Origin of the sequence: Afipia sp. P52-10 (assembly GCF_000516555.1) — a bacterium.
Classification (GTDB): Bacteria; Pseudomonadota; Alphaproteobacteria; order Rhizobiales; family Xanthobacteraceae; genus P52-10.
This window is the reverse complement of record NZ_AZSJ01000003.1, coordinates 280,923-303,468: the sequence shown is the minus strand read 5'-3', so window position 1 is coordinate 303,468 and position 22,546 is coordinate 280,923. Positions and strand designations below refer to the sequence as shown.

At 62.7% G+C, this 22,546-nt stretch carries 19 protein-coding genes; 11 read left to right on the top strand and 8 right to left on the bottom strand.

Translation table 11 applies throughout. The annotated features are described in order from the left end of the window. Positions 1–44: 44 nt before the first annotated feature. From X566_RS24940 to X566_RS02820, 6 genes are all read left to right on the top strand, one after another. Positions 45–221 carry a hypothetical protein gene (locus X566_RS24940; protein ID WP_206538680.1) on the top strand — a complete coding sequence of 59 codons (177 nt, stop codon included), beginning with the start codon at positions 45–47 and terminating at the stop codon, positions 219–221. A gap of 559 nt (positions 222–780) precedes the next feature. Further along, positions 781–1,362, top strand: coding sequence for a sugar transferase (locus tag X566_RS02840; RefSeq protein WP_244434655.1), 582 nt, complete (start codon positions 781–783; stop codon positions 1,360–1,362). A 53-nt stretch (positions 1,363–1,415) separates the two neighbouring features. Continuing rightward, positions 1,416–2,843: a mannose-1-phosphate guanylyltransferase/mannose-6-phosphate isomerase gene (locus tag X566_RS02835; RefSeq protein WP_034463275.1), complete on the top strand. Its 1,428-nt coding sequence runs from the start codon at positions 1,416–1,418 to the stop codon at positions 2,841–2,843. A gap of 57 nt (positions 2,844–2,900) precedes the next feature. Beyond that, complete coding sequence (locus X566_RS02830; protein ID WP_034463273.1) at positions 2,901–3,692, top strand: FkbM family methyltransferase; 792 nt, start codon at positions 2,901–2,903, stop codon at positions 3,690–3,692. 71 nt (positions 3,693–3,763) lie between these two features. Next, positions 3,764–5,083: a UDP-glucose/GDP-mannose dehydrogenase family protein gene (locus tag X566_RS02825; protein ID WP_034463272.1), complete on the top strand. Its 1,320-nt coding sequence runs from the start codon at positions 3,764–3,766 to the stop codon at positions 5,081–5,083. 53 nt (positions 5,084–5,136) lie between these two features. Beyond that, positions 5,137–5,535 (top strand): hypothetical protein, encoded by a 399-nt coding sequence (locus X566_RS02820; protein WP_051443826.1) that lies wholly within the window; start codon positions 5,137–5,139, stop codon positions 5,533–5,535. Here X566_RS02820 and X566_RS02815 read toward each other — a convergent pair. Together X566_RS02815 and X566_RS02810 are read right to left on the bottom strand one after the other, a co-directional pair. Then, positions 5,516–6,697: an acyl-CoA dehydrogenase family protein gene (locus tag X566_RS02815; protein ID WP_034463270.1), complete on the bottom strand. Its 1,182-nt coding sequence runs from the start codon at positions 6,695–6,697 to the stop codon at positions 5,516–5,518. The two genes, X566_RS02820 and X566_RS02815, sit on opposite strands and share 20 nt — an antisense overlap. Before the next feature lie 57 nt (positions 6,698–6,754). Further along, on the bottom strand, positions 6,755–7,384 hold the full coding sequence (locus X566_RS02810) for a TetR/AcrR family transcriptional regulator (protein ID WP_034463268.1): 630 nt from the start codon (positions 7,382–7,384) through the stop codon (positions 6,755–6,757). Between the two features lie 203 nt (positions 7,385–7,587). Between X566_RS02810 and X566_RS02805 the strand changes: the two genes are divergently transcribed. Further along, the gene (locus X566_RS02805; RefSeq protein WP_160170431.1) at positions 7,588–8,232 is read left to right on the top strand and encodes a TetR/AcrR family transcriptional regulator; all 645 of its coding nucleotides are present in this window, start codon (positions 7,588–7,590) and stop codon (positions 8,230–8,232) included. Positions 8,233–8,290: 58 nt separating this feature from the next. Here X566_RS02805 and X566_RS02800 read toward each other — a convergent pair whose 3' ends face one another. Continuing rightward, a complete protein-coding gene (locus tag X566_RS02800; RefSeq protein ID WP_034463265.1) occupies positions 8,291–9,445 on the bottom strand; it encodes an acyl-CoA dehydrogenase family protein in 1,155 nt (384 codons plus the stop codon). Between the two features lie 100 nt (positions 9,446–9,545). Between X566_RS02800 and X566_RS02795 the strand changes: the two genes are divergently transcribed. The 4 genes from X566_RS02795 (at position 9,546) to X566_RS02780 (ending at position 14,714) form a co-directional block, all read left to right on the top strand. Beyond that, the gene (locus X566_RS02795) at positions 9,546–10,418 is read left to right on the top strand and encodes an SDR family oxidoreductase (RefSeq protein ID WP_034463263.1); all 873 of its coding nucleotides are present in this window, start codon (positions 9,546–9,548) and stop codon (positions 10,416–10,418) included. A 103-nt stretch (positions 10,419–10,521) separates the two neighbouring features. After that, a complete protein-coding gene (locus X566_RS02790; protein WP_034463262.1) occupies positions 10,522–11,508 on the top strand; it encodes a tripartite tricarboxylate transporter substrate binding protein in 987 nt (328 codons plus the stop codon). A 240-nt stretch (positions 11,509–11,748) separates the two neighbouring features. Beyond that, a complete protein-coding gene (locus tag X566_RS02785) occupies positions 11,749–13,746 on the top strand; it encodes a carbohydrate porin (protein WP_034463261.1) in 1,998 nt (665 codons plus the stop codon). A 200-nt stretch (positions 13,747–13,946) separates the two neighbouring features. Then, positions 13,947–14,714, top strand: coding sequence for a gamma-glutamyl-gamma-aminobutyrate hydrolase family protein (locus tag X566_RS02780; protein ID WP_034463260.1), 768 nt, complete (start codon positions 13,947–13,949; stop codon positions 14,712–14,714). Between the two features lie 73 nt (positions 14,715–14,787). Here X566_RS02780 and X566_RS02775 read toward each other — a convergent pair whose 3' ends face one another. The 5 genes from X566_RS02775 to X566_RS02755 form a co-directional block, all read right to left on the bottom strand. After that, complete coding sequence (locus X566_RS02775; RefSeq protein ID WP_034463259.1) at positions 14,788–16,338, bottom strand: DHA2 family efflux MFS transporter permease subunit; 1,551 nt, start codon at positions 16,336–16,338, stop codon at positions 14,788–14,790. Positions 16,339–16,341: 3 nt separating this feature from the next. Then, complete coding sequence (locus X566_RS02770) at positions 16,342–17,598, bottom strand: HlyD family secretion protein (protein WP_081740026.1); 1,257 nt, start codon at positions 17,596–17,598, stop codon at positions 16,342–16,344. Next, positions 17,591–18,058 (bottom strand): MarR family winged helix-turn-helix transcriptional regulator, encoded by a 468-nt coding sequence (locus X566_RS02765; protein ID WP_034463258.1) that lies wholly within the window; start codon positions 18,056–18,058, stop codon positions 17,591–17,593. Before X566_RS02765 ends, X566_RS02770 begins: the two co-directional genes overlap by 8 nt. Positions 18,059–18,262: 204 nt before the next feature. After that, on the bottom strand, positions 18,263–19,174 hold the full coding sequence (locus tag X566_RS02760) for a response regulator transcription factor (RefSeq protein WP_034463257.1): 912 nt from the start codon (positions 19,172–19,174) through the stop codon (positions 18,263–18,265). Then, positions 19,167–22,544, bottom strand: a complete 3,378-nt coding sequence (locus X566_RS02755) for an ATP-binding protein (RefSeq protein WP_034463256.1) — start codon at positions 22,542–22,544, stop codon at positions 19,167–19,169. The genes X566_RS02760 and X566_RS02755 overlap by 8 nt, the downstream gene beginning before the upstream one ends. Between the last annotated feature and the right edge of the window lie 2 nt (positions 22,545–22,546).

Genomic DNA, 22,546 nt, shown 5'->3' with positions numbered 1-22,546 from the left:
CGAATCTCAGCCAGCCTCAGAACAACAGCCATCTAACGAGGACGATGATGGCGATCCAGACGGCTGCATTGATCAACAGAATCCGGTTTCGCAGGCGGCGATCTGGATTTGCCGCTGACGACGTCGCGATCTCGTTGGTGTTGCCGGCTGTCATTCCGGAGTTAACCGATGAAACATCGTCAGCGCGCCCATTTTGCGGCGTGCTGCTGTCGAGTTTCTGAAACTGAGTGCTCATCGTGAGATCGCAATGTCTTTTATTGAAGCAGTTCCAAATGAACCGATGTGTCTTTCGATTTCCAGTGACGATGATTCATTATGACGAATTGCATGTCTGATTCAACTGACATGCAGCTCAGCCAATGGGCATTCTCTCCTAAGTCATTTGCGGCACGATTCATTTTTCAACGACGACATACACGTGACGACATTAGGTGCAGTGCAATTGCTGCGCTCGCGAAATTTTTCGCTTTTCCGCCAAACTTCGTTCAAGAAGATTAGAGAACGTGTTCGCGTGCGAACGTTCACTGCATCGGGACAGGTAGAGGAACGTTTGCGAATTCGATCCTGCCTTCGGTCTGTGCCTCTCTTCTTGCTCTTGGATGGAACCGAGCGATGACCTCTCTCGTATCACCGCCCGTCGATCAGGATAATGTTTCCCGTCTGTGGAAGCTCTATCGTCCGCGGATCGCTTATTCTTCTGACTATGCTAGGCGCGCCCGTCAGGCGCGTTACGCGCCGCGTGTATCGGGAGTCGAACCGGCCTCATCGCTAGGCAAGCGGATGGTGGATGTCACCGGTGCTGCGTTGGGACTTCTCTTCCTGTTGCCTATCTTTGTGGCTGTGGCGATCGCGATCCGGGCAACATCGCGCGGCCCGATCTTCTTTCGTCAGTACCGCTACGGCTATCGCAACCGTCTGTTTCGCATCTACAAGTTCCGGACCATGTACGTCGAGCTTGGCGATTCGTCGGGACGGCAGCAAACTGCGGTCGGCGACGTCCGGGTGACACGCGTGGGCCGTATTCTCCGCAACACGAGCCTCGACGAAATCCCACAGCTGATTAACGTGCTGAAGGGGGAGATGTCGTTGGTCGGGCCGCGCCCGCATGTCCCGGGAATGCTTGCCGCCGGAGTTCTGTACGAGGATCTCGTGCCTTATTATTTCCAGCGCCATGCCGTGAAGCCGGGGATCACGGGCCTCGCGCAAGTCAGCGGCTATCGCGGCAGCACGGCGACCGCCCAGGCTGCGATCGCCCGCGTGGACCATGATCTCGATTATATCGCGCACCGCTCGTTGCGGCTTGATGCGACCATTATCCTCCGCACGATCCGCAGGGAGTTTCTTGCGGGAAGCGGGATGTAGATTTGCCATGTGCTTGAGACCAAATTGGGCGCGTCCAGAGGAGAGGGGAACTCATGACATCCAAGACCTCCGTTATTCCCGTGCTGCTGTCCGGCGGAACGGGAACCCGCCTCTGGCCGTTGTCGCGCGAGAATCATCCGAAACAATTGCTGTCGATTCTCGAGGACAAGACGCTTTTGCAACAGACGATGCTGCGCGTCGATGATCCCGCCCTGTTCGGCGCGCCGATCATCGTGACGAATGTCGAGCATCGCTTCCTGGTCGCCGAGCAGCTGCGGGCGATCAGGAAGGAGGCGGCCATGGTGCTGGAACCGTTCGGACGCAGCACCGCGCCGGCGATTGCCGTTGCTGCGCTGATCGCACTGAAGAACGATCCGGAGGCGATCATTCTGGCGATGCCGGTGGACCACATCGTCCGCGATGTGGCCGCCTTCCGCCAGGCGGTGGTCACTGGTTTGCCGGCGGCGCGGGACGGGCGTTTCGTTCTGTTCGGCATCCGGCCGGACGCGCCGGCGACCGGGCTTGGCTATATTCATATGGGTGAGGCGCTCAGCGCGTCGCCGGGCATTCACCAGGTCGGCGGCTTTGTTGAGAAGCCCGATCTGCAGAAAGCCGAAACGTTGCTCGCAAGCGGTCAGCACCTTTGGAACAGCGGTATTTTTCTGCTGCCGGCGCAGGCGTATATCGACGAGTTGGAGCGGCTCGCGCCGGAGGTGCTTGCTGCCTGCCGCGCCGCGCTCTCTGACGCAGTCGGCGACCTGGATTTCCTACGGATCGGCGAGCAGGCGTTTGCCGCATCGCCATCGATCTCAATCGACTATGCAGTGATCGAGAAAACGGACAAGTCGGTCGTCGTGCCGGTCGATATCGGCTGGAACGACGTCGGCAGCTGGCTGGCGCTCTGGAAGATGGGCGTGAAGGACGATGCCGACAACGTCAAGGTCGGCGAGGTCGTCTCCGAGGACGTCAAGGGATGTTATTTGCGCAGCGAAGGCCCGCTGATCGCCGCGCTTGGCGTCGAGGATCTGATCGTCATGGCTGCCGAGGACGTTGTTCTCGTTGCGAAGCGGGACCGCGACCAGGACGTCAATAAGTTGGTCGCGCGGGTACGCGCCAACGGCCATCGGTCGGCAGTCGAAACCCCCGCGGTGCATCGGCCTTGGGGATATTATCGGTCCGTTCACACCGGCGACCGCTTCCAGGTCAAGCGCATCACCGTCAATCCGGGTGCGAAACTGTCGTTGCAGATGCACTATCACCGCGCCGAGCATTGGATCGTGGTCAACGGCACGGCGCTCGTCACACGGAATGACGAAACCGTTCTGCTTCGCGAGAACGAATCGATCTTCGTGCCGCTTGGCTGCACGCACCGGTTGGAGAATCCCGGCAAGGTTCCGCTCAATCTGATCGAGGTGCAGTCCGGTCCTTACCTGGGCGAAGACGATATCGTCCGGATCGAGGATGTTTATCAGCGTGTTTGAGGTGCCAATGCCCTCAGCTTCAGAAGGGGACCGACACGCCGGGCAGGGGCAGCGATCATGGGCGCGTTGAAGGCTACCAAGAGTACCCTCAAACAGGCATTCCCGTCTGCGTGGCTGCGATGGCACTTTTTCCGCCGTCCACGATCGGCTGAAGTGGAGCTGCATTTCCTCAAGAAGATCATCCCCAAACATGCGGTGACCGTCGATGTCGGGGCCAACTATGGTCTTTATACCCGCGAGTTGGCACGCCGGTCGCGACAGGTTCATGCCTTCGAGCCGGCGCAGGCGATGGTCGATCTGCTCCGCCGCACGGCGGCGGATAACGTGAGCATCCATCACGTCGCGCTGTCGGATCGCGAAGGCGTGGCCACGCTGTGTGTGCCGGTGAACTCAGACGAACCGGTGCACAGCCTCGCCTCGATCGAGGCCGGCGTGGGGACAGATGCGGGCACCTGCCTGAATGAGGTCGTCAGAACGGTGCGGCTTGACCAGGCTGTTCAGGATGATGTCGCCTTCGTCAAGGTGGATGTCGAAGGCCATGAGCTCAGCGTTCTCAACGGCGCGACCGGTTTGCTTCAGCGCAGCCAGCCGGTTTTCCTGGTCGAGGCCGAGGAGCGCCACCGCGCCTCGACAACGGCTGCTGTCTTCGCGTTCTTCGCGCGTTATGGCTATCGCGGCTATTTCCTTCGCCAGGGAGACGTCCGCCCAGTGACCGAATTCGATCCGGGGACGATGCAGGACGCGAGCGCCTTGCTTGCCAACGGTGGGCGTAAGGAGGGGCGCGACTACATCAACAACTTCTTCTTCTTTCCCGCGCACCTTGACGGTCGCGCCATTCTGCTCGGTTAACGGCGGCTGCGTACGCACGCGCTCGCTCGTTCGGTTTTCCCTCGCTACAGCCAGTATCAGTAGGAGCACGCATGCGGATTTCGATGATTGGTGCAGGATATGTCGGATTGGTTTCGGGCGCGTGCCTGGCGGATTTCGGGCACGAGGTCGTTTGCGTCGACAACGACCAGGAGAAGGTGGCGCTGTTGAATCGCGGCGAGACGCCGATCTACGAGCCGCAGCTCGGCCAGATCATCGCTGCCAACGTAACCGAGGAACGGCTGCGTTTTACGACCGCGCTCGGCGAATCCGTGGCTGACGCCGACGCGGTGTTCATCGCCGTCGGCACGCCTTCGCGGCGCGGGGACGGGCACGCGGATCTTTCATACGTCTATTCGGCGGCGCGCGAGGTTGCCGCTGCCCTGTCGGATTCGACCGTCGTCGTCACCAAATCGACCGTTCCGGTCGGGACCGGAGACGAGGTCGAACGGATCATCCGCTCCGAGCGCAAGAATATCGAAGCGCCGGTGGTCTCGAATCCGGAGTTCCTGCGCGAAGGGGCTGCTGTGCATGATTTCAAGCATCCGGATCGGATCGTCATCGGCACCGACGATGAGCGGGCGCGTGATGTGATGCGCGAGATTTATCGTCCGCTCCATCTCAATGCGTCGCCGCTCATGTTCACCGATCGTCGGAGCGCCGAGCTGATCAAGTACGCGTCGAATGCCTTTTTGGCGACCAAGATCACCTTCATTAACGAGATCGCAGACCTGTCGGAGAAGATCGGAGCGAACGTGCAGGACGTCGCGCGCGGCATGGGGTTGGACAAGCGGATCGGCCCCAAATTCCTGCATCCTGGGCCAGGTTTTGGCGGTTCGTGTTTCCCGAAGGATTCGACGGCGCTGGCGAAGACCGCGCGGGATTACGAAGCCCCGCTGCGCCTCGTTGAAACGGTCATCGATGTCAACGACCATCGCAAGCGGGCCATGGCGAAGAAGGTCGCCACCGCTCTCGGCGGCAACCTGCGCGACAAGACGATTGCCGTGCTGGGGCTGACGTTCAAGCCGAACACGGACGACATCCGCGAATCGCCGTCGATGCCGCTGATCACGGCGTTGCAGGATTTCGGCGCGACGGTGCGTGCCTATGACCCGGCGGGAATGGAGCGCTTCCGGCAGACGGCGGATCACGTCGAATTTTGCGCAAATGCCTACGAATGCGCCGCCGATGCGCATGCGATCGTCATCGTCACCGAATGGGATCAGTTTCGCGCGCTCGATTTCAAACGGCTTGCCTCGGTCATGGCCTGTCCGGTCATCGTCGATCTCAGGAACGTCTATGAGCCGGATGAGGTGACCCGCAGCGGATTTCTTTATAGCTGCGTCGGCCGTCCGCTTTCGCTATCCTACTGACGCTCGCTATCGGGAGCCCTTTCCCGCAAGCGGCCAAGCAGGGATCGCTTCAGATGCTGGTGGGCTTCTTCAAATCGCGCACGTTCCGCACCCGCTCCGATGAGCGGGATCGGCAGACCGATGCCGCCCGCGTGGCGAAAGTCGCGGAAGCGCTTGAGGAGGCGCTGAACAATTCCCGGGCCGAGCAGGCAGGCCTCGATCGACGATTGAGCGATGTGACGACCCGCGCGGCGATCTCGGTCGGAAACGATGCCGACGAGTACTTGACCCGGGACGAGGCGGCGACCGATAGCCTCAATGCGCTCGATACCGAAATCAAGGCCGCGCAGCGCCGGCTTCAGCAACTGCAGCAGGTGATCGCTCAGTTCGAGGCCGTGCGGGAGGAGCTGTGGTCGCGCTTTCCCGAGGCGAGGGAGACCACCAGATCGCCGGCTATTTCGCGTGAGCCATGAAGTCGCGCTTGATCTTCTTCGCCAGCGACCACTTGTGGACTTCGGTCGGGCCGTCATAGATGCGGAAGGCGCGGACTTCCCGGAAGACCTGTTCGACGATGGTGTCCTGGGTGACCCCGGTGCCGCCCATCACCTGAACGCAGCGATCGGCGACGCGGAACAGGGCGTCGGAGACGGCAACCTTGGCCATGGAGCTCTCGGCCGTGCCGAGGGAGCCGGCGTCCAGCACATCGGCGCACCAATCGATCATCAGTTCGGCTTGCTTCAGATCGATCAGGTTATCGGCGAGCTGGAAGCCGACGCCTTCGTGATCGATCAGCAGCTTGCCGAATGCCTGCCGTCCGCAGACATAAGCGGTCGCGATCTCATGGGCCCTGGTGGCTGCTCCGTGCCAACGCATGCAATGCGATAGCCGCGCCGGGCTCAGTCGGACCTGGGCATATTTGAAGCCTTCGCCGCTGGCGCCGAGCATCTGGTCGGCAGGGACGCGCAGGTTGTCGATGGTGATGACGGCATGGCCACCGGGCATTGATGAGTCGATGGTATCGAGCACGCGCTCGATGCGGATCGCCGGATTGGGCAGATCGACCAGGAACATGCAGGCGCCTTCCTCCGACTGGGCCATCACGATGCCAACCTTGGCGCCATCGGCGCCTGTGATGAAGGCTTTACGGCCGTTGACCACCCAGTGATTGCCGCTCCGATGCGCCGTCGTCTGCATCATCGAAGGATCGGAACCGGCGCCGCCCTCGCTGGCCGGTTCGGTCATGAAGAAGGCCGAGCGTGCGTGCCCTTCGACGAGCTGTTTCAGGAAATGGTGCTTTTGCTCGGGGGTGCCGACCTTGCCGAGCAGGTACATGTTGCCTTCGTCCGGAGCCGCGGTGTTGCAGGCAAGCGGTCCGAGCGGCGACAAACCGGTCTTCTTCAGCACATGCGCGGTCTCGCGCTGGGTCAGATGATCGCCGTCAGGCAGGATGTGCGGTGTCAGCACGCCGGCGGCGCGGGCTTTGGCACGCATTTCCATCACGAGCGCATCGGTCGGCCCATGGCTGGAGCGGCGCGGATCCTTCTCATAAGGAATGATGGTTTCGCGCACGAAGGCTTCGACCCGCGAAGCGATCTCTGCCGCGCGCTGGGAAACAGAGGCTGATGGATGTGACATGGCGTCTCCGATCGGTCGGTTGCGCGGTGACCGCGGAGGTCACGGGCGGAATGGGATTCAGATGCGGGTTGCGAGGGAGCGTTTCAGGAAGGCGACCATTTCCCTGGTGATGCTCGCATGGTCGACTGCGGTGGGATTCAGCGTCCATTGCACATTGATGCCGCGCAGCGCGGCGAGGAGCAAAGCGGCCTCCACCTGCGGCGTGATATCGGCGCGGATTTCCTTCTTGTCGATGCCGATCTGGATTTCCTTGGCAATCCGCGCGATCGTCACACGATTGTAGTTCTGGAAAACCGGGCGCAGTTCGGAGTCCGGTAGCAGCGCTTCCTTCTGCATCAAATTCAGGGTCTTGGCCATTTCAAGATTCGACTGCGCGAACACCTCGACGGCTTTGATCAGCGCGTCCAGCCCGCGCTCCGCAGGCCGTCCAGTTCTCAGCCGTTCGGCGAAGCCTTCATAGATGTAATCGACGACCGATTTCAGCAGGCTGGTCTTGTTCTTGTAGTAGTGGGCGGGTAGGCCCTTGCTGTAGCCGGCGGCCTCGCCGATGCTGGCGACGGTCGTGCCGCGGATGCCCTTGGTGGCAATGAGGTGGACGGCCGCCTGCAGCAGCGCCTGTTCGGCAGCTTCCCGCCGGTCGGCTTGCCGTCGGCGTGTGCGGGGTGAAGGGGGCGAGTTCGCTTTCAAAGTTGCCGTCTGTCAGGATATAAGATTGAACGCATGAATATGGCTTTGCCAAAAGGCCCGCAAGAGCACTGGCCGCCGGGCTCTTCGGGCCAGTCCCGGCCAAATCCCCTGGCCGCGGCCTGACGTGTTGGTGGCAGGCAGGCCAGTGTGCTAGGTCTCGACCAAGAATAGGGTGCTGGCCGCTGGCGCCTCCTGGTATGGCGATGGACGAAGAAGTTCCCAAATCGGCGGCTGCGGCCGAGCCGGAAAAGCAGGCCCGCTCCCACGCGGTGCGCCGCGACGAGGCCGAAGGGCGGCTGCTCAAAGCGGCCGCGCGGCTGGTGGCCGAGCGTGGGCTGGACGGCTTGACGCTGGCTGAAGTGGGTGAGGCCGCGGGCTATAGTCGCGGGCTGCCGCGGCATTACTTCGGCAAGAAGAATGATCTCATCGCTGCGCTTGCCGGATTCATCGTCGATTCCTTCGCGCAGAATCTTGCCAAGGCCTCGCCGCGCGAGCCGGGAATGGAGTCGTTGTTGTTTGCGGCCGAATCCTACTTCGACGGAGCCGGGCAGGGATCGCGGGCGTTGCTCGTTGCGATTATCGAGTCGCTGCGCGAACCGGCGCTGCAACCGGCCATGTCGGCGGTGACGGATCGTTCGGTCAGGCGGATCGCATCCAACATCCGGCAGGGAATCAAGCTCGGCAACATCCGGTCCGATATCGACGTTCAGGCCCAGGCGCAGCTCGTTCTGGCGACGCTGCGCATGGCGGTGATGCAATGGCTGATCGATCCCGATTCGATGGAGATCGGGGCTCTGCGCGATGCGTTCACCGCCAATCTGCGCCGGGCGCTGGCACCGCCGGCATAAACTCCACGGTAGCGGACCGGCGCGACGGAGCCGGTCCATCCGATGATCGTGGATCCGCTTAGCGTCCCAGCACGCGCCGGGCGATCGTCTGGCGATGCACCTCACTCGGTCCCTCATACATGCGCATCAGCCGCGCGCGTTGCCAATGCGCGTTCAGCGGCAGTTCGACGGTCATGCCCAGTGCGCCGAGGGTCTGCATGGCTTGGTCGCAGGCCTCGTAAGCCATTTCGGTGGCGAACACTTTGATCATCGAGGCTTCATGGCGAACGTCCTCGCCGCGATCGGTCTTCTGTGCGGCGTCGTGCACCATCAGCCGGCAGGCATGCAGTTTGATGGATGTATTGGCAATCCACCATTGGATGGCTTGGCGGTCGGCGAGCTTGACGCCGAACGTTTCCCGTTGCTTCGCGTGCTCGCACATCATCTCGACGGCGCGGCGAGTCATGCCGATGGCGGTGGCGCCCATCTCGAGGCGGCGTGTGAGCAGCCGGAGTTGCATCGGCGCGTAGCCGAGGCCGATCTGGCCAAGGACCGAATCCTCGGGAATGCGGCAGTTTTCGAACAGGACCTCATAGGTCTTGACGCCGCCGAGCATCGGAATTTCACGCTCGATGATGAACCCGGGTGTGCCGCGTTCGACGATGAAGGAGGTGATGCCGCCGCGGCGCTGGCCGTCGCCGACACGCGCCATGACGATGACGAAGTCGGCCGTCTTTGCGGAAGAAATCCAGATCTTGCGGCCATTGATAACCCACTGGTTGCCCTCCAGCACGGCGCGGGTGGTCATCCCGGCCGGGTCGCCGCCAGCGCCCGGCTCGGAGATCGCGATCGCCGATGTCATGCGGCCTTCGATGTAAGGCTTCAGGTAGCGCTGCTTCTGCGCGGGCGTACCGACCGCTTGCAGCATGCGCAGGTTCGGGGAGTCCGGTGGCAGCGTGAAGTTGATGCAGGTCCGGCCCATCTCCTCGTTGACGGCGGCGAGAGTCACCGCCGGCAGGTCGTGGCCGCCCAATTCCACCGGGGCGTCGAGGCCCCACAGTCCGAGCTTGTGCGACACCTGACGTAGATGCTGTACTTGGGCCTCCGTCAGCCCGGCGCGATCGCCGCCCGTGCCTGTCACTTTCAGGGCCTGGGGTTCGAGCGGGATCAGTTCACGGTCGACAAACTTGGCGACCGTCTCCTGAATCATCCGGGTATCGTCGTCTAACAACATTGTTTCTTGTCCTTTTTGGCTCTCGACATTCTTTTTACTTGCTGGTTGAATAGCAAGTAAAATCCATAACAGCGAAGTCCGTCTGGAGGACGAATATCAGATGCGTGAATTCTCCGAAAACCTGCTCTCCGGCAAGCGTGTCTTGATTACGGGCGGCGGGACCGGCCTCGGCAAGAGCATGGGCCGACGGTTTCTGTCTCTGGGAAGCGAACTCGCCATCTGCGGACGCCGCAAGGATGTTCTGGATGCGACCGCCGCGGAATTCCAGCAGGCATTCGGCCGGACGGTACAGACCGTGGCGTGCGATATCCGCGATCCCGAAAGCGTCGAAGCGATGCTGGATGCGGCGTGGGCGGCGGCGCCGATCGATGTGCTGGTGAATAATGCGGCGGGCAACTTCATCGCCCAGACGCACAGGCTCTCCGCACGCGCGCTCGATTCCGTGCTCGGCATTTGCCTGCACGGTACCGCGTACTGCACCACCGGCATGGGACGCCGCTGGATCGAGCGTGGCCGGCCAGGAACAGTGCTCAGCGTGCTGACGCTGTCGGCGCTGTCCGGTGCGCCATTCACCGTTCCCTCAGCGATGGCGAAGGCCGGCATCGATGCGATGACGAAGAGCCTCGCGGTCGAGTGGGGGCCGAAGGGCATCCGTCTGGTCGCGGTCGTGCCGGGAAGCTTTCCAACCGATGGTGCGACATCGCGACTGAATCCGACGGTGGGTGCAAACGGGACGGATGCGCCGGGGGTGCCGCTGCAGCGGCACGGTGACCATGTCGAGCTCGCGAATCTCTGCGCGTTCCTGGTGTCTGATCTCGCCGCCTACATCACCGGCGAGAGCGTCGTGATCGACGGCGGTCGCCGATACCTCGGCGGGGCGCGCGGCGGCGTCGCTGAAATGCTGGCCTGGTCCGACGAGGACTGGGCTCGCCGGCGGGCACAGATGCCGGCGCGTGGCGCGAAGGCGTCGTAGCGGCTCCGCCGGAGCCGGTCTTCCCATCCTTTTCCATCCCACTCGCGCGTCGGCGGAGCGTTGTGTCCGGCGGCCACGGATCAACGACAGGATTACGATCTCCATGGTTTCGAAATTCACCTTGAGTGCGTCTGCCCTCGCTGTCTTTGCAATGGTGCTGCTGCCTCACGCAAAGGTTCAGGCGCAGCCCTATCCGAGCCGACCCGTGACATGGGTGGTGCCGTCGCCTGCGGGCGGCGTGACTGACCTGTCGGCCCGTGTCATCGCCAAGACGCTGTCGGCGAAGATCGGTCAGCCTGTGATCGTTGATCCGCGGCCGGGCGCCGGCGGTATCGTCGCCACCGAATTCGTCGCCGGCGCGAAGCCGGACGGCTATACGCTGCTCTATGCCACCTCGGGTACGATCGCGACCAATCCGTGGATCTACAAGAAGCTGTCCTACGATTCGTTCAAGTCATTCGCGCCGATCCATACGCTGCATGAAGCCTCGCCCATTCTGGTCGTGCCAGCGTCAAGTCCGTTTAAGACCGTGGACGATCTCGTGAGCTATGCCCGCGCTCATCCAGAGAAGATCAATTTCGCATCGGCCGGCGCCGGGACGGGGCAGCACTTCGCTTTCGAGCTGTTCCGCAGTGCCGCAAACTTCCAGGCGACCCATGTGCCTTACCGAGGTTCGACGCCAGCGCTTACGGATCTGACAGGGGGCGTTGTCGATGTGGCTTTCGAGTACTACAGCCCGCTCAAGACGCTTCTGGAGGCGGGTAAGCTGCGGGCGCTCGCGGTGACCGGATCGCGCCGCTCGCCGGTGATGAAGGACACGCCGACCCTGGTCGAGCTTGGCTATCCTTCTGCAGTGTGGAGCGGCTGGTCCACCGTTGTCGCTCCCGCGGGCACGCCAGCGAACGTGATCGATGATCTTGTCAAGGCATTCGCCGAGGTGATGCAGGCTCCGGAGGTTGTGGCCTATATCGAATCGACTGGCAGTCAGCCGCTTCCGTTTCAGGCGAAGGAGGGCGTCGAGGCCTTCCACCGCGCCGAGAGCGAGAAGGTGCGGCGGCTCGTGGAAGCAGCTGGCATCACCGTCGAGTAGAGGGTCGATGAGCGAGCGGTTAGCTTCGCGCGCTCATCCTTGCTCGGGTTTTCCATACGGCATCCGCCATGCGTAGCGACTGCCGCCTTGAGGCACGCGCAGCCGATAATCCGGTTGTCACAATTCTGTACTAAGCCGCCAGTCGCGTGGGTGTTCCCGGCGGACGACGTCCCTTGCCCGGTTGGTTTCCGAGCGGAAATGGGGCAAGCAGTGAAATTGTGAGCAGGATGAGTCGGGGCCATGAAGGGGACGTTCACTGCTGCGGGGGCGATCACCGCCTTGCTGACGACCGCCTACCCCGGGCTTGCCGCCGACCAGCCTGTCCGTCCCTTCCTCAAAAGCCCGCCTGCCACCAGTCATGATTGGACCGGCACCTATTTCGGCGGTCAGGTCGGCTACGGTTTCGGCGCCCTCGGGTCGGGTACCCACCCGCTGCCGCTCCAGGCCGTGTTTCTGCCGCACAGTCTATTGGGGCTAACCGGCGGTTTTCAGGCCGGCTATAATCGCCAGCTTTCCAACCGGTTCGTGCTCGGCGCCGAGATGGACGTCGCCTTTCCAGGGCCGCTGGATCAGGCACAGCATCGACTGACACCCTTCAATACCAGCCTTGACTATCTCGCGACCGCGCGGGGGCGCATCGGCTACGCTTTCGGTGCGCTGATGCCATACGTCACCGGCGGTGCCGCCTGGGGCCAGACTCACGTGGTGATCAACGATGCGGCCGGCAATGCACTCGGCAAGAAAACCGGTACGCAGCTTGGTTGGATTGCCGGCATCGGTGCCGAATACGCGTTCGACCGCAATTGGAGCGGCAAGGTCGAGTACAACTACGTGGATCTCGGCAAGCGCACCTACAGCCTGGCGGATGTGGGATTGCCCGACGTGACGGCGGCGCCGAGGCTGCACCTGTTGAAGGCCGGCCTGAACTACAAGCTATGGGACACGCTGCCTCTTGGCGGATCAGGCGAGCCGGTGTTCAAGGCGCCGGAAATGCCGCAATCATCGAACTGGAACGTGCACGGCCAGACGACGCTGATCACGCAGGGCTACCCGTCGTTCCGGGCGCCGTATCAAGGTGCCAACAGCTTGCCGGGCCGCAGCCAAATTCGCGAGACGTGGACCACCAGCGCATTCATCGGGCTGCGGTTGTGGGAGGGCGGCGAAGTCTATTTCAACCCGGAGATCGCGCAAGGTTTTGGGCTCGCCAGCACGCTCGGACTTGGCGGGTTCTCGAACGGCGAGGCGCAGAAGGGCGGGACCGATTATCCGCGCTTCCGTCTGCAGCGCTATATCTTCCGCCAGACCTTCGGCCTCGGTGGCGGGCAGGAGGAAGTCGCCGACGGGCCTTTCCAGTTGGCCGGCAAGCGCGACATCGATCGCATCACCGTGACGGTCGGCCGGTTTGCGGTCGGGGACTTCTTCGATGCCAACGCCTATGCGAAAGACCCGCGCACCGACTTCATGAACTGGGCGATGTGGGCATCTGCCGCCTACGATTTCCCGGCCGACCTGCCTGGCATGACGCGCGGCGCCGTGGTCGAGCTCAATCGCAAGGATTGGGCGGTGCGCGCCGGCGTCTTCCAGGTGCCGAGCAAGCCGAACAGCGACGTTCTCACGTCGAAAACTGGCGGCGCCGCGGTCGAGTTTGAAGAGCGCCACACGGTCTTCGTGCAGCCCGGCAAGGTCCGCATTGGCGTTTTCGCCAACAAGGGGATCACCGGCAGCTATCGGGACGCGTTGGCTGCGGTGGTGGCCGATCCGGCCCTCGATATCAACGATTTCACCGCGGTCAACCGTCGCCAGCGGTCGAAATACGGCTTCTACGTCAACCTGGAGCAGCAGGTGATGACCGACATCGGCATTTTCGCCCGCGCGAGCTGGAATGACGGGCGTAACGAAATCTTGTCCTTCACCGACATCGACCGCAGCCTGTCGGGGGGTGTTTCGGTCAAGGGCAGTTACTGGGGCCGGCCGGCCGACACCTTCGGCCTCGGTGGCGCGGTGAATGGCCTGTCGGCTGCGCACCGCGACTATCTGGCGGCTGGCGGCATCGGGTTATTGATCGGCGACGGGCGGCTGAACTACGGCACCGAACGTATCCTGGAGACCTACTACGCCTTCGCGTTGAGCAAGGCGATTACTCTGACTGCCGACTATCAGTTCATCGCCAGCCCGGCCTACAACAAGGACCGCGGTCCGGTCTCGATCATCTCGGGCCGTCTGCACGGCGAATTCTAGCCTTCCATATCCGCAGTTCGCTCGCGCCCTGCACCGCGCCGGCGGCAGCTGTGCCATCCGGCTTCGCCATTGATCCTGCGGCGAACGCCGGGCATGATCCGCGGAGTTCGGGCTGCTTGGGGCTGGCCCGGACGGACGGGAGATCAGACGACCGATGGCCGCAGCTTGCGAACGGCCCGCCGCAGAAGTGGGCGCGCACCATGAGTAAACCGATCGTCGGTGTGATCGGCAACGCGCAGATCGTCGAAAAGCGCTTTTCCGTTCAGGCGGTCGGCGAGCGTAACCTGCGCGCGGTGGCTGAGGTCGCAGGGGCGATGCCGTTGATGTTTGCCAGCGTTCCGGACGTCACCGACATCGGTGCACTGCTGGATGCGGTCGATGGCATTTTGCTGACCGGAGCGCGAGCGAACGTGCATCCGACCCGTTTCGGTGTCGAGCCGGATCCGAAGCACGAGCCCTACGACAGCGCCCGCGATGACGTGGCGCTCGCGTTGGCGGAGGCGTGTGTCGCGCGCGGTATCCCGATCTTCGGCATCTGCCGTGGTCTGCAGGAGCTGAACGTTGCATTCGGCGGCTCGCTGCATCCGGAAATCCGCGAACTGCCGGGCCGCATGAACCATCGCATGCCGCGGCTCGAGACGGGCGAGGTCCATCCCGATCCGGCGGTCGTTTTCGCTGATCGCCACGATGTCGCGTTGGTGCCTGGTGGAGTGTTCGCCAAGCTGTTCGGATGCGAAACGATCCGCGTCAACTCGCTGCACGGGCAGGGCATCCTCAAGCCCGGCGAGCGCGTCGTCGTCGAGGGTGTGGCCGAGGACAGCACGATCGAAGCCATCCGCATCGCCGATGCTCCCGGATTTGCGTTGGGCGTGCAATGGCATGCGGAGTACGACCCGCAGCGCAATCCCATCAACCGGGCGCTGTTCCAGGCATTTGGTGAAGCGCTGGCGGCACGGAGACCGGGATAGAGCCCTTTCCGGCCGAGTGTTCGGTTCTCTTTCGGGTCAAAATCGCAAGCGTTCCGCCGCTCGGCGGGCCACGTCAGTCCGCGGCGATCGCGTGGCTCGCGTCGTTCGAAGGCGTCGCCTTCTTCAGCAGGAAGACCAGCGGCATCGCTGCCAAGGCGAGGATCATCATCAGCTTGAAATCGTTGATGTAGGCGATGATCGACGCTTGTCCGTTGACGAACTGGTCGAGCACGGCACGTCCGCTCGCAGTCCATGGGCTCATCAGGTTCAGTACCGTCGGATTGTCGAACGCGCGATTGTAGGGATTGACGTGCTCACCGAGGATCGCGTGATTGACCTGCACGTTGCGCGACAGCAGGTATGTGACGATCGAAATGCCGACCGCCGAACCGGTATTGCGCGACAGGTTGTACATGCCGGTTGCTTCGCCACGATGTTGCGGCGCCAGGGTCGCGAAGGTCACCGTCGTCAGCGGCACGAACAGGAAGCCGAGGCCGGCGCCCTGTATGAAGCCGACCGAGGCGATCGTCCACTGGGAGACATCGGGCGTCCAGCCGGTCATGTCGTACATCGACCATGCCGTCAGGCCGAAACCGATCAGCAGCAGGATGCGGGTGTCCACCTTGTTGATCATGCGGCCGACCACGAACATGCAGACCATGGTGCCGAGCCCGCGCGGTCCCATGACGATACCGGCGGTGACGATCGGATAGCCCATCAGCGTCTGCAGGTAAGGCGTCATCAGCGCCATCGAGGCGAGATAGGTGATGCCGATCATGAAAATGAAGACGATGCCGATCGCATAATTGCGGTCGAGGAACAGCCGCGGATTGATGAACGGCGTCTTCGACGTGAAGACATGCACCATGAAGATGTACAGGGCCGAGACCGCGATCACGGCCTCGATGATAATTTCCAGCGAGGAGAACCAGTCAAGCTGACTGCCGCGGTCGAGGAACACCTGCAGCGCGGCGATGAAGACGCTGAGGCTGCCGAAGCCGAGCCAGTCGAACTTGCTCGGCGCCTTGCTGCGGGTCTCATACATGAAATAGGAGATGCCTGCGAAGGCCAGCGCGCCGAGCGGCAGGTTGATGTAGAAGATCCAGCGCCAGTTGAGCTGATCGGTGAGCCAGCCGCCGATCACCGGGCCAAGCACCGGCCCGACCATCACCGCGACGCCGAATACGCCCATAGCGGTGCCGCGCTCCTTCAAGGAAAAGATGTCGAGCATGACCGCTTGCGCGATTGGCACCAAGGCCGCGCCGAAACATCCCTGCAACAGGCGGAAGATGACGATCTGCTCGAGCGTTTGCGCCGCGCCGCAGAGCATCGAGGTAATAATGAAGCCCGCAACCGAGATCAGCAGCACCCGCTTGCGGCCGAACCGGCTGGTCAGGTAGCCGGACGGCGGGGTCATGATCGCTGCCGCCACGATGTAAGAGGTCAGCACCCAGTTGATCTGTTCGCTGCTGGCGGCGACGCTGCCCTGCATATGCGGCAGCGCCACGTTGGCGATGGTGGTATCCAGCGCCTGCATGATGACCGCCAGGATGATGCAGCCGGTGATCGCGATGCGATTGATGCCGGCTGGAACGACGCCTTCGTCATATACGGCGCCGGCCATGATTTAAGCTCCCGCGTGTCTGAACAGCCGCGCGATCGGCTCGGGCACGCCACGCGCGTGACCGGTATCGACGCCGAGCTCCACGCTCATGCCGACGCGAAGTTGCGGCTTGTTGGGATCCGTTTCGACCCGCACCCGCATCGGGATGCGCTGCACCACCTTCACCCAGTTGCCGCTCGAGTTCTCGGCCGGCAGCAGCGAGAAGCTCGACGCCGACGCCGGGCTGATGCTTTCGACCGTTCCATTCCACTGGACGCCCGGATAGGTGTCCACCTCGATCGTCGCCTTCTGGCCCGGCTTCACATAGGTCAGCTCGGTCTCCTTCGGGTTGGCTTGCACCCAGACGTGATCGGTGGCGACCACGGCCAACGCGCTGGTGGAGGCGGCAAGATATTGTCCCGGTTGCAGCGAAGCGACCTTGGTGGCGACGCCGGCGATCGGCGCGCGAACCACCGTATGGCTGAGCTGGCGCGCGGCTTCATCGCGCACGGCCAGTTGTTCCTTATACTGTGAATAGCTTTCGACCGCCGCATTCGGATCGTTGTTCAGGCTGGCAGCAAGCCCGGCGAGCTGGTGATTCAGCGAGGCCAGCTTCTGCTGCGCGACCTGAAGATTGCGGCGGGCATCATCGAAGGTGGCGCGTGGCGTGAAGTTGTTGGCGGCCAGCTCCTGTTGGCGCTTGAAGGTGACGCTGGCGAAATCGACGTCGGCCTTGGCCTGTTCGATCTGCGCCTGCATGTTGCGGTAGTTCGCCTGCGAGGCGATCAGGTTGTTGCGGGTGATGCTGAGCTGTGCGTCGGCGCGATCGAGCGCGAGACGGAACGCCTTGTCATCCAGCTTGAACAGCACATCGCCCACGGCGACCTTCTGATTCTCCTTAACGTCGACTTCACTAACAATGCCGGCAATATCGTTGGCGACGCCGACCATGTCGGCCTGCACATAGGCATTGTCGGTGGTCATCGTTCGCCCGCCGGTGATGTAGACGTAGCAGAAGACGACGAGCGCGATCGGCAGCAGCGCGAACAGGACCTTGCGGGTCGAGAGTCGCCTGCCACCCTCGCCCGGAGGGGGGGCATCGCCCGGAGCGAGAGTGGCGGCGCTCTCCTGCTCGCTGGCGGGAGATTCGGGGTGTTCGGCGGGCCGGCGTTCGGCAGGAGTTTCGACGCGGGCGGTCTCGGCCTTCGTCCGCGTCAGGTGATGCACGTTTTCGGCATCATCCTGCGCCTTTGCCGTGTTGGCGGTTTCGTTCTTAGCCATTGTTCGCTCGTTTCAGTGATGGTTGGGAGGCAATGGCGTTTGTCAAATTCACTTTCAGGGTCGTCAGCGTCTTCAACAGATGCTCGCGATCCTTTTCCGAGATATCGGCAAGCGCCTCGCTGCGGGTGAGGTCGCCCAGTGCCTTGAGCTTGGTCAGTTTGGGGCGTGCCTTCGGAGTCAGCCACAGCAGCCAGATGCGGCGGTCGGTCGGATGCGGCCGCCGCTCGACCAAAGAAAGCTCCTGAAGTTTGTCGACCATGCGGCCGAGTGTAATCGGTTCGATCTCCAGCAGCTCGGCCAAGCCGCTTTGATGGATGCCTTCGTTGCGTTCGAGATATGCGAGCACCTGCCACTGCGAGCGGGTCAGCCCTGAGCCACGCGCATGCTGCTCGAAGCGGCGGCGGAGCAGGCGCGCGACATCGTGCAGAACGAAGCCAAGTGTCGAATGATTGGAGTTCATGGAGCGGGGTCCAAAGATCGTAAGCATGCTTATAATAAGGGAACTTAGAGCAATCAAGGTCGATGCGCGCGCGAACGGGTTACAAATTGTTGAGATACGTGCTTCAAGCTGAATGGCTGCCATGCGCCGTCGATGCAGACTGCCTGGGCAGTCTCGCAAATGTGATCGGGGTGGCAGTCTTGGCGAGCGAGCTCGCAGAGTCTATCAGAGGCGATCCCGGCCCAGGGCTCTGACCGCTATGGTTGCGGCGGCCGTGCGGTTCTCGACGCCGAGCTTGGCGTAGATCTGCTCGAGATGCTTGTCGATGGTGCGCGGGCTGAGCCCCAGAATCTGCGCGATATCGCGATTGGTTTTGCCGTTGCTAAGCCAAGATAACACCTCAGCCTCGCGGCTAGTAAGGCCAAGCTCCTTGCGCAATTCGCTTTGCGGGCGCGCAGCCTCCGGCGTCAGGCGGAGCAGGTGTTCCCCTGCCGCTGGCCGGCCAAGATAATGGAGGACGAAACGGCTCCCGCGCATCTCCCATCCGCTGCCGGGCTGTTCGTGCTCGGCGTTGCGGGCCCGTTCGAGCCAGTTCAGTTGCGCGGCTGGCAGAACTGCCGTGCCGGTCCGGCCATCGTCCTGGAGCAGTTTGTGCGTCTGTGGCGTCGCCCAGATCAGCCGGGCCTGATCATCGACGGCGAGCAGGAAGTGTCCCGCCGCGTCGAGCGCGGTGCGAGCGCTGGTCGCGAGCCGGGCGTTGGTCAGATGCACGCGAATGCGTGCCAGCATTTCCTCGATCTTCACCGGCTTCGTCACATAGTCCACGCCGCCTGCTTCCAGCCCGCGGACGATATGTTCGGTCTCCGAAAGCCCGGTCATGAACACGACCGGCACGTCACTCAGCCGGCTCTCGCGCTTCAGCCGGCGACAGGTCTCGAAGCCGTCGAGACCCGGCATCACCGCGTCGAGAAGAATGATGTCCGGCGTGATCTGCTCGGCCACCTTCATGGCTGCCGAACCATCGAGGGCGACCATCACCGTCATGCCCGCCTGATCGAGCGCGTCGGTCAGCATCCGCAGGGTCTCGGGCGAGTCGTCGACGACCAGGACGACATCGCTCTGCTTTCTGTCATTCATGGTGTTGCAACAGTCTCAGACGCGCGAGGAACTCGGGAAAATTGAAATGATCGATCAGGACGCGGACCTGTTCGACGAAACCACGGCATTCGGGTTGGTTGCGATCAATCGCGTCGAGATGGGACTGGATGGCCCTGATGTGTCCCATCTCGCCGAGTCGAATGAGCTCAATGATCTGCGCCGCCGATGGATGAACCAAGTGGGTCGGTTGCTGTTCAGCGCTTTCCTGTTTGTCCCCGCCATTGGTCCAATCGATCGCCAGCAGCTTGCCGATCTCGCCGAGCAGCCGCGGAATGTCGATCGGTTTCATCAGATAGCCGTCGTGCAGCCGCTGCGCGAGCGAACTGCCATGCGCCTCCAGCGCACTTGCCGACAGCATCAGCACCTTGGCGTTGCGATGATCGGAAGTCTTCAGCGCTTCGGCCACCGCCCATCCGTCCATCTGCGGCATCGAGATATCGAGTATGAACAGATCCGGCTGGCAGTGCTGGGCGAGGCTGAGGCAGGCCGCCCCGTTGGGTGCGCTCAGCAGGATAAAGCCGAGTGGCGCCAGCACCTCGCCAAGCATATCGCGCTGCGCCGGATCGTCGTCGGTGATCAGGATGGTCTTGCGTGGGCCGAGATAGCCGGACACTTTGGCATCGACGGGCGGTGCAATCTGGCCCGGTGACGTGACTTCCGAAAGCAGCATCTTGAGGCGGAAGGTGCTGCCAGCGCCGACGGTGCTGGTGACGCTGATGTCACCACCCATCACGCCGGCGAGCAGTTTGCTGATCGTCAGGCCGAGACCGGTGCCGGTCTGCGGCTGCGATGTGCCGAGCGCGCCGCGCTCGAACGGCTCGAAAATGCGCTCGATATCGTCTGGCTGGATGCCGGGTCCGGTATCGCGAATTTCGAACTCCACCACCGGGTCGCGGTAGCGGACGATGAAATGCACGCTGCCGCGGGCGGTGAACTTGATGGCGTTCGACAAGAGATTGATGAGGACCTGCCGCAATCGCTTTTCGTCGGTGTAAACGGCGTGCGGCAGATAGTTCGGACGCTCGAAGATGAAGTCGATCTGTTTGGCGTTCGCCTGCAGGCGAAACATGCCGACGAGTTGATCCAGGAAATCGCCCAGCAGCACTTCGTCGCGGGCGAGGTAGAGCCGGCCGGCTTCGATCTTGGAAATGTCCAGAATGCCGTCGATCAGGCCGGACAGATGGTCGGCGCTGCGCTTGATGACGCGGATTTGGCCGCGCGGCTTCGCTTGCAAGCCGTCGTCCTGATCGAGCAGCTGCGCATAGCCGGAGATCGCGTTGAGCGGCGAACGCAGTTCGTGACTCAGTCCGACGACGTAGCGGCTCTTGGCGAGGTTGGCTGATTCGGCGACCTCCTTGGCACGCTGCAACTCGGCATCGGTGCGCTCGTGCGCTTCGATCTCCTGCATCAGCAACGTGGTCTGCCTGCGGGTCTCGGATTCGGCGGCTTCTCGATTCTGCCGCGCCAGCACGAACAACCACGCCACCACACCAATGACGATCGCAAGCGCGAAGAATACCTTCCAGAGCGCGTCGGCAATGGCGGTGGCGCTGCCGTCTGCTCCGGGCTCCGAGGAGACCTGCACGTAGATCAGACCGAGAGTCAGGCCCACCAGTCCGGCGGACATCAGGAATACGAACAGGTAATGCACGAGCTGCGATGCGACCTGTGCATCGACCGGTGAGGGGATCGCCTTGGCGAACGTGTTGGTCAGCTGCGTCGAGATACGTGCATGCGGCTTGCAGAGATCTTCGCAGCGGGCGTCAAGCGAACAGCACAGCGAGCAGATCGGTCCCGAATAGGCCGGGCACGAGGCCATGTCCTCGGGTTCGAAGGCGTGTTCGCAGATACAGCACTGGATCGACTCCAGCCCCTCCCAGCTCTTCATCGGCTTGCGTGCGATGTAGTAGCGGCCGCGGGTGACGAGCGCGATCAGCGGCGCGGTGACGAAGGCGGTGCCCAATGCGACGAACGGCGCCAGCGCCTTGGTGGTCGGCCCGAAGACGCCATAGAGAGCCGCGGCCGAAGTCGCGGTCGCCACTGCCATCGTGCCGACGCCCACCGGATTGATGTCGTACAGGTGCGCGCGCTTGAACTCCATCTGCGCCGGTCGCAATCCCAATGGCTTGTTCACGGTCAGGTCGGCAACCAATGCACCGACCCAGGCGATGGCGACGATGGAATAAAGCGCGAGCGTCTGCTCGAGCGCCTTGTAGACGCCGATCTCCATCAGCAGCACGGCGACGATCACGTTGAACACCAGCCACACCACGCGGCCCGGATGCCGGTGCGTCAGGCGCGAGAAGAAGTTCGACCATGCGATCGACCCGGCATAGGCGTTAGTGACGTTGATCTTCAGCTGCGACAGGATCACGAAGGTCCCGGCCAGCGCCAGGGCGAGATCCGGCTGCGACAGCACGTAACGGAAGACGGCGTAGTACATCTCCGTCGGCTCGGCCGCGTGCTCGGCGCTGATGCCGTGGCTCAGTGCGAAGAAAGCCAGAAAAGAGCCGGCCAGCAGCTTGAGCGCACCGAGCACGATCCAACCGGGACCGGCGCTCAACAGCGCCAGCCACCAGGCCGTCTTCGACGTCCGGCGATCACGCGGCAGGAAGCGCAGGAAGTCGACCTGTTCGCCGATTTGCGCCACCAGCGAGAACACGACAGCCGCAGCCGTGCCGAACAGCAGAATATCGAATGCTCCTGATGGATTGCCATGCTCGCCGGTGAAGCGGGTCCATTCGGTGAACGACTCGCGATGGTTCAAGGCGATCGCGGCGAAGGGGAGGATGTGCAAGACGATCCAGAGCGGCTGTGTCCAGAGCTGGAAGCGGCTGATCCGGTTGATGCCGTGCGTCACCAACGGGATGATGGCTATCGCACTGATGAGATAGCCGATCGGCCGGGGAATGCCGAAGCACAGCTCCAGGGCCATCGCGAGGATCACCGCCTCGATGGCAAAGAAGATGAAGGTGAAGGTCGCATAGATCAGCGAGGTGATGGTCGAGCCGATGTAGCCGAACCCTGCGCCGCGGGTAAGCAGGTCGATGTCGACGCCGCATTTGGCGGCATAATAGGCAATCGGCAGACCGCAGCAGAAGATGATGACGCTGACCACGAGGATCGCCGCCGTCGCGTTGGTGAAGCCATAGTTGAGCGTGATGGTGCCGCCGATCGCCTCCAGCGCCAGAAACGAGATCGAGCCGATCGCGGTGTTGGCGACGCGGGCGGCCGACCAGCGTCGTGCGCTCTTGGCCGTGAAACGCAGAGCGTAGTCTTCCAGCGTCTGGTTGGCTACCCACTGGTTGTACTGGCGCCTGACGCGGTCGATGCGCTGCGGCCCGGTCACAC